Annotated in this window: 13 protein-coding genes; 12 read left to right on the forward strand and 1 reads right to left on the reverse strand. The window is 39.8% G+C overall.

Going from position 1 to position 12,945, the window contains the following annotated elements; all coding sequences use genetic code 11:
• Positions 1-6 precede the first annotated feature (6 nt).
• From ACZ9AO_RS01380 to ACZ9AO_RS01420, 9 genes are all read left to right on the forward strand, one after another.
• On the forward strand, positions 7-534 hold the full coding sequence (locus ACZ9AO_RS01380; protein ID WP_251539171.1) for a Rieske (2Fe-2S) protein: 528 nt from the start codon (positions 7-9) through the stop codon (positions 532-534).
• 186 nt (positions 535-720) lie between these two features.
• Positions 721-1,032 carry a hypothetical protein gene (locus tag ACZ9AO_RS01385; RefSeq protein WP_476108270.1) on the forward strand — a complete coding sequence of 104 codons (312 nt, stop codon included), beginning with the start codon at positions 721-723 and terminating at the stop codon, positions 1,030-1,032.
• On the forward strand, positions 1,019-1,306 hold the full coding sequence (locus ACZ9AO_RS01390) for a hypothetical protein (protein WP_251539172.1): 288 nt from the start codon (positions 1,019-1,021) through the stop codon (positions 1,304-1,306). Before ACZ9AO_RS01385 ends, ACZ9AO_RS01390 begins: the two co-directional genes overlap by 14 nt.
• Positions 1,299-2,804, forward strand: coding sequence for an MFS transporter (locus ACZ9AO_RS01395; RefSeq protein ID WP_476108271.1), 1,506 nt, complete (start codon positions 1,299-1,301; stop codon positions 2,802-2,804). Before ACZ9AO_RS01390 ends, ACZ9AO_RS01395 begins: the two co-directional genes overlap by 8 nt.
• 198 nt (positions 2,805-3,002) lie before the next feature.
• Positions 3,003-3,653 (forward strand): sensor histidine kinase, encoded by a 651-nt coding sequence (locus ACZ9AO_RS01400; RefSeq protein ID WP_251539174.1) that lies wholly within the window; start codon positions 3,003-3,005, stop codon positions 3,651-3,653.
• Between the two features lie 89 nt (positions 3,654-3,742).
• Positions 3,743-4,396, forward strand: a complete 654-nt coding sequence (locus ACZ9AO_RS01405; RefSeq protein WP_285856400.1) for a response regulator — start codon at positions 3,743-3,745, stop codon at positions 4,394-4,396.
• Positions 4,386-4,847, forward strand: a complete 462-nt coding sequence (locus tag ACZ9AO_RS01410) for a GAF domain-containing protein (protein ID WP_251539176.1) — start codon at positions 4,386-4,388, stop codon at positions 4,845-4,847. The genes ACZ9AO_RS01405 and ACZ9AO_RS01410 overlap by 11 nt, the downstream gene beginning before the upstream one ends.
• Before the next feature lie 21 nt (positions 4,848-4,868).
• On the forward strand, positions 4,869-6,596 hold the full coding sequence (locus ACZ9AO_RS01415; RefSeq protein WP_476108272.1) for a sensor histidine kinase: 1,728 nt from the start codon (positions 4,869-4,871) through the stop codon (positions 6,594-6,596).
• 246 nt (positions 6,597-6,842) lie between these two features.
• Positions 6,843-7,601, forward strand: coding sequence for an IclR family transcriptional regulator (locus ACZ9AO_RS01420; RefSeq protein WP_476108273.1), 759 nt, complete (start codon positions 6,843-6,845; stop codon positions 7,599-7,601).
• A 209-nt stretch (positions 7,602-7,810) separates the two neighbouring features.
• On the opposite strand, the gene ACZ9AO_RS01425 is transcribed toward ACZ9AO_RS01420, so the two are convergent.
• Complete coding sequence (locus ACZ9AO_RS01425; RefSeq protein ID WP_251539181.1) at positions 7,811-8,833, reverse strand: NAD(P)H-dependent amine dehydrogenase family protein; 1,023 nt, start codon at positions 8,831-8,833, stop codon at positions 7,811-7,813.
• Between the two features lie 696 nt (positions 8,834-9,529).
• Here ACZ9AO_RS01425 and ACZ9AO_RS01430 point away from each other — a divergent pair.
• The 3 genes from ACZ9AO_RS01430 (at position 9,530) to ACZ9AO_RS01440 (ending at position 12,909) form a co-directional block, all read left to right on the forward strand.
• A complete protein-coding gene (locus tag ACZ9AO_RS01430; protein WP_476108274.1) occupies positions 9,530-10,810 on the forward strand; it encodes an MFS transporter in 1,281 nt (426 codons plus the stop codon).
• A 354-nt stretch (positions 10,811-11,164) separates the two neighbouring features.
• A complete protein-coding gene (locus ACZ9AO_RS01435; RefSeq protein ID WP_476108275.1) occupies positions 11,165-11,953 on the forward strand; it encodes an SDR family NAD(P)-dependent oxidoreductase in 789 nt (262 codons plus the stop codon).
• Between the two features lie 161 nt (positions 11,954-12,114).
• Positions 12,115-12,909, forward strand: a complete 795-nt coding sequence (locus tag ACZ9AO_RS01440; protein WP_476108276.1) for an alpha/beta fold hydrolase — start codon at positions 12,115-12,117, stop codon at positions 12,907-12,909.
• The last annotated feature ends 36 nt before the right edge of the window (positions 12,910-12,945 follow it).

The raw sequence follows: 12,945 nt of genomic DNA on the forward strand, positions 1-12,945 counted from the left end.
ATTTATATGCCGTCGGATAAAAATAATAAAATCCCCTTTAATGAAGATAATTACACCCATAATATTGAACGGGATAATGAAAGAAAGCTCGACAGACGGGGGTTCATGAAAACACTAGTGGGAGCTGCAGGAGTATTCGCGATTTCCTCCCTTCCTTGGGGAGCGATTGCGGCTAAAGAATTGATGGGTCTTGGGGAAAAGGAGTATCCTCACAAAAAAATAACCGATGTAAGCGGACTTGCAATTGGTGACGCAGTGGAATTTAAATTTCCAGGGGATCATGATGATGCCATTTTGATCAGATTGTCTGAAACGAAATACGTAGCATACCAAAATGCATGCACACATCTTCGTTGCCCGGTATTTTGGGTGAAAGAAGAAGGTGAAATGATCTGTCCTTGCCATCATGGGAAATTTGATGTTGAAACAGGTGCTCCAACTGCCGGACCGCCAAGAAGGCCCCTGCCTGAAATTCAAGTGAAAGTTGAAAATGGCGCAGTATACGCTGTAAGGGTGAAGCGTTATGAAGTTTAAGTACATCGGTGTCGCGTTGCTTTGTGCCTTCTTTATGATGAATATTGTATTTACCCAATTTATGGTTCATCAATATTATTATGAAAATTATGTAAATGTTCTAATATTTGGGGGATTAAACATAGTGGTGTTTCCCTTAGCGTTATTTACTTATAAAAAAACGAAAAACGAAAAGGCGTGAATCAAATGAACAGTGAAACATACTTTGATTTTTGTTTTGTAAAAGAAGCATCTGGAAATTTTGCTGCTGAAATCGATAAGCTCCTTTCAGACCTTTTTAAAGATGTCCTTCTTAACTGGTATTTAGATGAAAAGTCAATAGATGGGGCCGATATTGTAGTTGCCGAAGTAAAGGGAATGAGCAATTGGGAGTCTGTAGTGGAAACAATTGAATTTATCGAGAATCATGCAGAAGATACATTCTGGGAATATTTGCAGGGTTTTCAAATGAATGTATACAGTGCAAAGAGAGGGTGCAATACATGTGGAACACATTAATTTGGAAGGTTTACAATCATTAGTCTCGGAAAAAGCCAGAGTGGCTATCTTGGATTATGATGGGCAGGATAAAGCGCTTTTTGTTACTAAAACGATAGATAAGGTGGAGATTTGTCCTGACATGACCCATCTACGCATTTATTTTGATCACCTGAATTTTTTCGCTGTTCCCCTGACATGCAATATGGTACGAAACAAAAATGAGTGGTCAGCTTTTGACGCAAACACGGGTTTACAATATGTAATTAGAAGAGAGAGTGATCAGAATGATTAAGAAAATACAGCTTCCATTACAGACTTTAAACTTAGTAGTCGGATTTATGGTATGGGTATTAATTTCTTCCCTGATGCCCTTTATTAAAGAAGATATTGCTATACCGGAGAGTCAGCTTGCCCTGGTGACAGCCGTTCCGGTCATTTTAGGATCTGTACTTCGTATCCCCCTTGGCTTTTACGCCAATCAGTTCGGTGCCAGGAAAATTTTCCTGATTAGCTTTATGTTACTATTGTTCCCTGTTTATTATATCAGCATTGCCGATTCCCTTGTCGATTTGTTGATTGGAGGACTTTTCCTTGGTATTGGAGGAGCCGTATTCTCAGTTGGAGTAACCTCTTTACCTAAGTATTATCCAAAGGAACGTCATGGTTTTATAAACGGAATTTACGGTGCTGGAAACCTTGGTACGGCAGTATCGGCTTTTGCAGCACCCGTTGTAGCTGAGAATTTTGGCTGGTCAACAACTGTACAGCTTTACCTTGTGATTTTGGGGGTCTTTATCGCAGGTAACTTTCTGTTAGGGGATAAAAAAGAGCTGAAAGTAAAAACACCGCTATTAGAACAAGTGAAGAGTGTCTACAAAAATGAAAAACTATGGCTGCTAAGTTTATTTTACTTTATAACATTCGGTTCTTTTGTTGCATTTACTATCTATCTGCCAAATTCTCTTGTAGCTAACTTTGGATTGGATAAGGTTGATGCCGGTTTAAGGACAGCAGGCTTTATTGTACTTGCTACCCTTATGAGACCAATTGGCGGATGGCTTGCAGATCGTTTTCATTCTCTCATTCTGCTCATGTTCGTTTTTGGAGTGTATACAGTTTCAGCGATGATCCTATCCTTTGCTCCATCAATTGGCTGGTACACTATTGGCTGTTTGAGTATTGCCCTATGTGCCGGAATGGGAAATGGTGTTATTTTTAAACTGGTGCCGATGTATTTCCAAAAGCAGGCTGGTATTGTGAATGGGATCGTTTCCGCCATGGGCGGTTTGGGAGGTTTTTTTCCGCCATTAATTTTATCCTTGTTATTCAATATCACAGGACATTATGCAATCGGGTTCATGGCGTTGTCAGAAGTTGCCCTTGCAAGTTTGATTTTAGTTGTTTGGATGTATTTCCAAGGCAAAATGGGGCTTGCCAAAGAAGTGATCGATCATACAATAGAAGGGATTCTAATTACCGATACCACCGGTAAGATCATTTCAGTAAACCCGTCGTTTTGCAGTATTACGGGTTATCAGGAAAATGAAGTAATTGGTAAGAGCCCTAGTATACTTAAGTCGGGTAAACAGTCTCGAACTTTTTATGAGGATTTGTGGAAATCCATTGAGATAAATGGATTTTGGCAAGGTGAAATCTGGAATAGCCGAAAGGATGGGCAGCAATATCTGCAATGGCTGACCATAAGTTCGATAAAGAATGATGCGGGGGATGTCGTTCAATATGCAGGTATGTTTAGTGACATTTCAAGTCATAGAGTGAAGAAAGCATAAAATGGACTGCGCACATGAAATGATTGGATTTGAAGGCTGAATTGGAGCTTTCAAGAACTACAAGTTCAAATGCTAGGTTTCAGGTGGGAAAGAAGGTATACGTCAGTTTTCTCACCACTCTGCCGAAAGTGTAATTGGGGGTGCATGCCGCATTTTGAATGGCCAATAATAAGCGACAATTGAAAAAGGAGGGTGGGAATGAATACTCAGCCACTTAAAAACAACATCAGTTCTTATATCATACAAACACATGAAGAAGAGATTAAAAGAATTGCTATGGAGCTTCATGAAGGTGTGGGGCAGTCCCTTTCCAGTCTCTTTTCCGGAATGCAGCTCATTGAAACGGCAATCGAACAGCCTGCCATGAAAATCTATGCAGGTGATATGAAACAGCTATTGGAGAAGGCAATTCAAGAAATCAGGCTTTTGGCTGTTGAATTGCATCCTCCTACCCTTACGACTTTTGGGCTTATTTCAGCTGTTAAAAGCTACATAAAAATATACACCTCAACCTACGGAATTGAGGTTGAGATGGAGAATCTGGGAATTGAATCGCAAATCTCTGATAGAGATAGCATTACACTTTTCAGGGTCTGCCAAGAAGCATTGGTGAATATAGCAAGGTATGCTGATACAACAAAAGCAAGTATACTATTCAAATGGGAAAAAAGCATGTTATTAATTATGATAAAAGATTCAGGGAAAGGATTTGAGGTTGAAGCCGCCATGAATAAGCTGAGCGGGCTTGCTGCCATGTGTGAAAGAATGCATTTGATTGGCGGGAATTGTACCATTTTTTCAAAAATAGATCATGGGACTTCTATAGAGATTTCTCTGCCATTATATTAAAATGCTAAACAAGGGGCTTGCGAATTGTGCAATCCCCCTTGTTGTTTCATATAACGATACAAACAAGAACAATGCTAGGGGGAGCTGCTTTGATAAAAATTTTGCTTTGCGATGATCACGCCGTTGTAAGAATGGGCTTAAAGATGCTACTAAATAATCATCCTGATATGGAAGTCATAGGGGAAGCTTCAGAGGGGAATGAAGGTATACAACGAGCACTAGAGCTTAAGCCTAATGTGGTAGTCATGGATTTAAGCATGCCACATGGGAAAGATGGCTTATCGGCTACTTCCGAACTGAAGAAACTAATGCCTGAGGTAGCCATATTAATACTTACCATGCATGATGATGATGAATATTTGTTCAGAACCATTCAAGCCGGGGCTTCAGGCTGTATTTTAAAAAGTGCTCCCCATGAAGAACTATTGGTGGCCATCCGATCTTTATCAAACGGAGATGCTTACCTTCATCCATCTGCAACCAAAAGGGTAATGGAAGAATATTTAGGCAGTGTGAAGCAGGGAACCGCTGATTCCATCAATCTTTTGTCTGACCGCGAAAAAGAGGTACTTACGTTGATTGCGAAAGGGTTTTCCAATAAAGAAATTGCCGGACAGCTTGTCATAAGTGTGAAAACGGTTGAAAGCCATAAGGGAAACCTAATGGAAAAGCTAAAGATGAAAACAAGGCATGAACTTGTTGCATTCGCTTTAAAAAAGGGGTTATTAGGGTATGGAATTTAACGGGGACAGTAAATCGAAAGATGATCAACCATTAAAAAAAGCGTGTGAATATGTATTAGATGAAATGAACGGTGATTTTGTAGGACTTGCCTTACAAAACAGAAAAGGTCCTGATATAAGCTGGCATTATGCTGCCGGAAACAGAAATGATAAGTACAAAAGGATAACTGTTCGATATGGAAAAGGAATAGCAGGCAGGGTCATATCAACGGGGGCGCCGATGAAGATTGAAGGTTTCCCAAATAATATCAACGGCAAAGCTTTAGATTATCCCATCATGCTTGCGGAAAATCTCAGTTGCGCCTTCGCAGTTCCGATTCAATTTAAAGGTGTTCCCAAAGGGGTATTATTAGTAGGTAAACGAACAGCTCAGCCTATTTCTGAAAGCGACCAGCATAAGATCCTTGATGCAGCGAAAAAACTGGAAAAAGAATTGAACAGCTCAATTTAATGGCAACAAGGGGGATTATGTATGGAATTTAAGAAACATTTGGAAATGGGAAAAGAGGTTACGCCTGGATCTAGCGATGCGACAATCCTTGTCAATGAATCTGGAGTCATCTCGTTTGCGAATCAACAGGTATATGAAAACTTTGGTTATGAACATCATGAATTGAACGGGGAAAAGCTTCTTAAACTTATACCAGGGGCAAACCTGCAACACAGCGGAGTAGGGGAGATTATCCACCAGTTGGGGATCCACCGGGATGGTCATGCTTTTTCGCTTTTTTTCAGGGTGAACTCCTTTCAGCTTGCGAAAGAGCTTTATTACTTAATTGTAGTCCATAAAGTGAAAGACCAATCACGGATTAACCAGCAGCAATCCTATCCGATCAATGAACTGGTTGATTTAATTTACGCACTTGATGAATCAACGATTGTTGCATTTACTGATGAAAAGGGCAAGATAATAAACTTTAATAAGAAATTTTGTGAGGTATCCAAATATTCAGCAACAGAGCTTATCGGGAAGGATCACCGAATTATCAATTCAGGTTATCATTCAAAGGAATTTATGCAAGATCTTTGGAGAACAATTTCATCAGGAAGTGTTTGGCGGGGTGAAATCAAGAATAAAGCTAAGGATGGAACTTATTATTGGGTCGATACTACAATTGTCCCTTTCTTAAATGAAAAAGGGAACCCATATAAATACCTGGCAATTCGCAAGGAAATTACCGAATATAAACGAGTTTTAGAGGAATTAGGAAAATTCGTAAATAAAATGGCCGATTTCCAATTTGCTTTGGATGCTTCCTCGATTGTAGCAATAACCGATCAAAGAGGGACGATCAAATATGTCAATGATCAATTTTGCCGGATTTCAAAGTTTTCAAAAGAAGAGCTGATCGGACAGGATCATCGAATCATTAACTCGGGATTTCATTCGAAAGAGTTTTTCAACAATCTTTGGAAAACAATATCATCAGGGGAAGTATGGAAAGGTGAGATTAAAAATAAGACCAAGGATAATACTTATTATTGGGTGGATACGACAATCGTTCCATTTCTTGATGAGTTCCAGAAACCTTACCAATATTTAGCGATTCGTTATGAAGTGACCCAGCGTAAGCTTGCGGAAGAAGAGATTCAGAAAATGACCGGGAAAATCATTGATGTGCAGGAAGAAGAAAGAAAACGCATTTCCCGAGAGCTTCATGATGATATCGGACAAAACTTATACAGCCATCTCATAACGATTAACAGACTGCAGACAGAAATGGATCATCCCTTGTTAGATCAAATGCAAGATGAAGCGACCGAAATTATCGAATCACTCCGGCATCTATCCTGGGAATTAAGGCCATCAGTACTTGATGATCTTGGACTGTTCCCTGCCATACGCTCTTTAGTGGTGCAATTTTTAGAGCATCATCATATCAAGATCCATTTTGAATGCTATTTGAACTGTCGTCTGAATGCAAACAAAGAAATTACCATTTACCGTATTATTCAAGAGGCATTAACAAATATTAGGAAGTATGCTGAAACCGAGGAAGCTACAGTGACGATCCAGGAAATAGAGGAAGAAGTTCGTGTAGAAATAGAGGATAAAGGAAAGGGCTTTGATATAGAAAAAGTTACCCGTGGAGTAGGCTTATTCAGTATGGAGGAGAGAGCCAGAGTTTGCGGCGGAAACCTTATCCTTCATTCTCGTGAAGGTAAAGGGACAAAAGTAATATTGAAAATGCCTTTGTAGTGGATAAATGATCAAGTAACTTTATCCCTAAACGCTTCAGCATTTCACATTATTACTCGTTCCATGGGCTTGCGGGATGATAAAATGATTCGATCAAATTTTAAAAAATGCCGGTAAATCAAATGAGAGTACAGACAGAGCATTTCGAAAAACAATCAATACGGTTATTTTCATTACACCCTTTCTTCCATGTTTTATAATAGAATGATAGTTAAGGAAAACATGTATCATGAAAGGAGACATTGTATGCAGGCACATAACAAAACGGTCGTGAAATCCATGCAAATCCTAACCCTTTTCATAAATCATCCAAAACTGACCTTTAATGAAATGATGGAACTATCCAATTTGCCGAAAACGTCGTTACACCGTATGGTGGGATCTTTGGAGGAAATGGGGTTTTTAACAAAGGACGATGATGGGCACTATTCACTTGGATTGATATTTCTGCAGTTTGGTCAACTGGTAGGGGAGCGTTTGGATATCAGGTCAATCGCCTATCCGATCATGAGAGACCTACGGGATGAAGTTGAAGAAGCAGTGAATTTAATTGTGAGGGATAAGGATGAAGCGATGTATATTGAAAAGGTGGACACCCTGCATCCTGTTCGACTTTATACATCCATTGGAAGGCGTTCGCCATTGTACGCTGGCGATTCTCGAATCATCCTAGCATTTTTGCCAGAAGAAGAGCGTAAAAATTATTTGGAAAACATCCAATTAAAACCAATCGCCATGGGAACGATTACGGATAAAACTAAACTCCGTCATGCAATGGATGAAGCGAGATCGAATGGTTACACGATAACTTCATCAGAACTTGAGGATTATACAAAAGCGGTGAGTGCACCGATACTCAATGGTAAAGGTGAAATAGTAGCTGGTATTAGTGTCGCTGGAATTGAAGCAAGATTTCAGGAAGATCGCTTGCCTGAATTGATTGAGAAAGTAAAGAAAGCTGCCAAAGGCATTTCCGTGAAACTTGGTTCTCAAACACATCAATGAAAATAGAAAATCATTTCATTTTCGGAATATATTTTTCTGAAATAAAATAACTTACATAAGATAGTCGATTCCTGCATACTACATATAGGAAGTAAAGCCACCGCTTATGGTGGTTTTTTCTCAAGTTGGCATGCCCTGCTGAACCAAAACGAAAAGGTGAACCATTAGTGGTTCACCTTTTCCAATATCGCAAGATTGTTAGTCAGCCATTAAATACGCACAAAGTGTGATTGATTTATATTTCTTGGCACCCCGATGTCAGCCATTGTAAGTAAACCTGTTTTTCGGAGGGCATCAATTTGCTTAGCGGTATTGATAATCATTGCTGCGGTTGCAGTATCTCCAAAAATTCCGTTTGGAACAATCAACCTTTGGGTTTCGTTCCCCTCAATAACGATTTCATCTTCCTGTTTAATACCTGCAGACATCGTTAAATCCAAGGAAATTTCCTTTCCGTCCACAGTCTTGCCTGTGGAAATTTGATGAAGCCCCATAACATTCCCTCGTTTTAAGGTAGTTAGCGGAACGGTCATATTTTCGCTTGCAATCGTTGGTTCAATGGTATTGATAACATTTGAAAGTTTCCAATTCAGCCCATAAGCGATTAACCTTACAGACTCCTCAAGACCTACATGCCCAATTTCATTCCGTTGGGCTAAAAATTCAAACTCTTCTCTGGTCATCCCGAATCCGACCTTTTTTTGTAAAGGGAGGCGCCTTTTCGAAACATCAACTTTACGAATGACCTTAATTTGGTTAACAGTGGTCAATACTGTCGTAAAAGAAATGGCCATAGTATCCATGATGTACCCTGGATTGATTCCGGTCCCGATGACACTAAGTCCTTTTGCTTTAGCATAATCATCTATTTCCTTTGAAAGTAAAGGGTAGCGATGCCAAGGGAAGGAAAGCTGTTCACAGGTGGAAACCACTGAAAAGCCGTGATCTAGCAGCTCTTTGATTTGGGGCCATACTTGTTGTGCATTGGAACCGGTTGCATGGAGGGCGATAGGGTGGTCAGCTTCAGTATTTACTTCCTGGATATGGGGAACTACACACTTGTTCGTTTCCTTTTCATTGATCAGGAAGCCAATATCCTTCCCTACCTTATCGGGATCAATATCGACAACACCGATAATCGATTGAGGATTCGTTTGATAAGCACTGCGTAGAATTTCAATTCCGATGGGACCGAGCCCGAATACTGCGAATTCAGAATATTGGATAGTCATTCATCTCTCATCCTTTCAAATAACTTATAACAAAATGCTAACATTGAGTGATAAATAATAAAAATAGTTAATTTTTATATATTTATAAAGAATCGTTATAAAAGGAAAGACGGCAACCGAATGAGCGGAAGAACATTCTTCAATTTTGAGTTTCCCTATCTAAGGAATCGTTGGTTGGCGGTTCAGGAACTGTATGCCTTTTTCACCTCAAGCTGCAGCATAAGTTGGGGTGATGGACTGAAAACCGCCATACTATTCCCGGTTAAAACTCTTTACTTGAACGGGAATACTTAGCAGTGCTTCAGTCTCATGATGGACACTTTTATTGCTGCAGATAATGATGTTTCAAATAATTATGGAGTTGCATTACCTAAGGTACGAGGATTTGCAGAAACGTTATCCGGTTTTATGTGATAGATGGGCAAGGTTCGGGTTGTTTTCATCGAAACAATACCTTATTTAGTTTTGTATATAAAACTACTTTTTCTGTTGGAAAAATATTATTCTGAATATTATTGACTATTACGAAAATTCAATATAACATTAAATATCGGTAACAATGTTTTTTATATGAAACAAGAGTTGCTGTTATCTTTTGAAAGGAGGAGTTGGTGAAGTTTGATAGCATGATAGTCATTGTCGTATCGAAAATCATGAAAGCGCATTCAAATGAGCCTATTATAAGGGGGAAATAACATGTTACAAGGTCAAAAAAGATGGTTGTACATTGCGATTCCTATTTTTTTCTTCTGGTTTTTCGGTCAGATTGATAAAGTAGGTATCTCTGTTATCCAAACCGATCCGGGATTTTTAAGTGATCTTGGTCTGACTGGTCCGGATAAAAATGCGAAAATTGGCTTGATCTCCTTTATATTCATGATTTCATATTCCTGTTCCAACATTTTTTGGGGAGTTATTATCGACAAGTTAGGGGCGCGGAAAACAGCAGTTTTAGGTTTACTGGTATGGACTGCGACAATGGTCATGGGAGGACTGTCCACTTCATACGAAATGTTTTTAATTAGTAGGGTCATCCTCGGAATCGGGGAAGGCATGATGATCCCGATATCGGGTAAATTCATATCGAATTGGTTTAATAAAAGGGAGCTTGGCAGGGCACAGTCATTCTGGATTACTGGAAACTACCTTGGCCCGGCAGTGGGTACCGTTATGCTGATCCTCATTATTTCAACATTTCATTGGCAGGCCGCGTTCTTTGCTCTCGCTGCCTTTAACTTGTTTATAAATATTCCAATGTTCTTGTATTTGGCTCGTAATACGCCAGAAGAACATCCACGCATGAGTAAAGAGGAAGTCTCCTATATTCGCCAAAAGGACGAAGCGCATGATGTGCAGTTGAAGCAATTCTTCGCAAAGGATTATCGTTATTGGATTGTCTGGTTTGGCAATTTGATGTCGTCCTTTCTTTTCTTTGGAATCAGTATTTGGCTTCCTACCTATCTCGTGGAGGCCAAAGACTTTGAAAGAGATGCAATGACTGGGATTACCTCATTATCATGGCTATTCGCGCTAGGATTTGTCCTGGCTGGCGGATTTCTGGCGGACAAAACGAAACGCCCGAGTTTGCTTGCGACGATTCTTTTCATACTAACAGCTGTATTTTTGACAATTGCTGTCATTGCACCTAGTCCTATTATGGCCGGGGTTTCAATGGGGCTCGCCATGGGAACTCAGGGAGGAATGTTTCATCTAACCAATTTCTTCATCATCAAATTTTCAACACCTGAAACAGCGGGACGCGCGGCCGGTTTAATGGGATTCACGAATATTATGGGTGGATTTTCAAGTTATATCATGGGGTGGAGCCGCGATATGTCTGGCGGTGATTTTGGTCCCTCCATTGCCATGCTGATTGTAGCAGCCACCCTGGGGTTTGTCGCGTACTTATTTATGATTAAACAAGAAGTTGCCGAAAATCACCTAAGTAATACGACAGGAAACAAAGTAACTTTATAGAGAGCAAAAAAGGTACTTATCATACGTTTTTTAGAAAGTGTTTCTCAGTAAGAAGGGACGCTAGATTCTTACTGAGAACCACAATAAATCTTGAATAACTCATTGACGTGTACACAGGAATAAGAATGACCACAGCTTGATATAGAACAAGGCACATATTCCCGAACGATGGTTTCAGTTTTTTTACAGCTTACATTGACAATGAAGCGATTACATTTTAGAATTGTTTATATAAAAAAACATAGTTTTATATATGAAACGTTTTGTACTCGCTACAAGAACGTATACTTGAATGGAACCGATCTTTGGATAACCGTTCATCATGTTTGAGAGATATTAGAAGGGGTGGAGACAATGGGCATGGCCTTAAAAGATAAAGTCGTTTTGATTACAGGGGGAGCTTCTGGAATAGGAGAAGCTGTCACGCGCCGTTTTATACAAGAAGGAGCAAAAGTGAGCATTATCGGCCGCTCTAAAGACACGTTAGCGAAAATGAAAGGAGAATTTGGTGAAAATATTCTTACTTATCAGGGGGATGTAAGCAAATACGAAGACAATGAGCAAGCGGTCCAAGCTACTGTTGAGCAATTCGGAAAGTTAGATGTTTTCGTTGCGAATGCAGGCGTGTTCGATGGATTTGCCAAATTTGCCGATGTGACTCCCGAGGCGCTTTCCGAAGCGTATGATTTCCTATTCAATATTAACGTAAAAGGCTCTTTTTTCGGAGCTAAAGCTGCTCTTGAAGAACTGAAAAAAACAAATGGCAATATTATTTTTACCGTGTCCGGTGCAAGTTTTTATCCAGATGGCGGCGGTGTTTGGTATACAGCGAGCAAACACGCCCAAATTGGATTAATGCGCCAGCTTGCGTTCGAACTATCGCCTTCCATCCGGGTAAATGCCGTAGCCCCAGGGGGTACATTGACAGCACTTACGGTGATTCCACCGCTGCGTCCATTTGTGAAAATCGTCGATAATGATACGAAAGCAACCAGCATTAAAAAACGGAATATTCTTCAACTTGCCCAGATGCCGGAAGATCACGTTGCGGCATATGTACTGTTAGCTTCTGACGAATCACGAGCAATCACCGGTGAAGTCATTTCCAGCGACGGCGGATTGTCAGTGCGGGGCCTTGGCTAAGCAGGCAAGGTATTTGAATTCGTTAGCTAAAGAAAGCACTTTCTTTATAGGATTTTCAAGCAAAATATAAAAATAGTAAATCATTCTCTAATTTAAGAAAGTAATATCAAGTTTGGGGGCTTTAAGAGTTAGAGACTTACCTTTAGAAGGGGACTGATCGTATGCCATTCGTAAAAGTAGAAGATTTAAGTATTCATTATGAAATAGAAGGTAATGGAGAACCTTTAGTATTATTACATGGTATGAGCAATAATTCACAGTCATGGAAGGAACAAATCCAGGAATTAAAGGAGCATTATACAGTAATCGCATGGGATGCTCCGGGTTATGGGAAAAGTTCAGATCCATCAGAAGAATATAGAAATTTTAAAGAGTTCGCACGTATTCTGAACGGTATGCTAGATCAGCTAAAGCTGGAAAAAATCCATCTGCTCGGCCATTCAATGGGAGCGGCAATTGCGATAGAGTACTGCAGCCTGTACCCTAATAAGGTTAATAAACTTATATTAGCAGATTCGACAAGGGGGGCAGCTGCTCTATCCCCAGAAGAGAACGAGACGAAATTGAAAAATCGATTATTTTCAATTGAAAACCTTTCTACTAAGGAGATAGCGGAAAAGAGGATACAAGCAATGCTATCTCCCCATGCTTCAGAAAATGTCCATACACGAGTCAAAGAGATTATGACACAGATAAGACCGGCAGGATATCGTTCGGTAGCATATTCACTTTATCATCTAAATCAAATGAGTATGTTATCTCATATAGTTGTTCCTGTTCTTGTGATTTGTGGTGAGTTGGATACTGTAACTCCCATTAAGGAATCAGAAGCCATTCATGAAAAGCTAATGAACTCCCAGCTAGTGATTATTCCAGATGGCGGTCATTTGTGTTACCAGGAAAATCCAAGGAAGTTTAATTCGAGCATTTTGGAATTTTTGAACGGGAATGAGTAAGGAAAAAACAGGACTGAGATTTAAGAGGGGAATGAA

This window comes from Peribacillus sp. TE19612 (assembly GCF_056279465.1).

Coding starts and splice junctions, on each gene's coding strand:
- ACZ9AO_RS01380 (WP_251539171.1), top strand. CDS start 7: ATGCCGTCGGATAAAAATAATAAAATCCCCTTTAATGAAGATAATTAC.
- ACZ9AO_RS01385 (WP_476108270.1), top strand. CDS start 721: ATGAACAGTGAAACATACTTTGATTTTTGTTTTGTAAAAGAAGCATCT.
- ACZ9AO_RS01395 (WP_476108271.1), top strand. CDS start 1,299: ATGATTAAGAAAATACAGCTTCCATTACAGACTTTAAACTTAGTAGTC.
- ACZ9AO_RS01400 (WP_251539174.1), top strand. CDS start 3,003: ATGAATACTCAGCCACTTAAAAACAACATCAGTTCTTATATCATACAA.
- ACZ9AO_RS01410 (WP_251539176.1), top strand. CDS start 4,386: ATGGAATTTAACGGGGACAGTAAATCGAAAGATGATCAACCATTAAAA.
- ACZ9AO_RS01415 (WP_476108272.1), top strand. CDS start 4,869: ATGGAATTTAAGAAACATTTGGAAATGGGAAAAGAGGTTACGCCTGGA.
- ACZ9AO_RS01420 (WP_476108273.1), top strand. CDS start 6,843: ATGCAGGCACATAACAAAACGGTCGTGAAATCCATGCAAATCCTAACC.
- ACZ9AO_RS01425 (WP_251539181.1), bottom strand. CDS start 8,833: ATGACTATCCAATATTCTGAATTCGCAGTATTCGGGCTCGGTCCCATC.
- ACZ9AO_RS01430 (WP_476108274.1), top strand. CDS start 9,530: ATGTTACAAGGTCAAAAAAGATGGTTGTACATTGCGATTCCTATTTTT.
- ACZ9AO_RS01435 (WP_476108275.1), top strand. CDS start 11,165: ATGGGCATGGCCTTAAAAGATAAAGTCGTTTTGATTACAGGGGGAGCT.
- ACZ9AO_RS01440 (WP_476108276.1), top strand. CDS start 12,115: ATGCCATTCGTAAAAGTAGAAGATTTAAGTATTCATTATGAAATAGAA.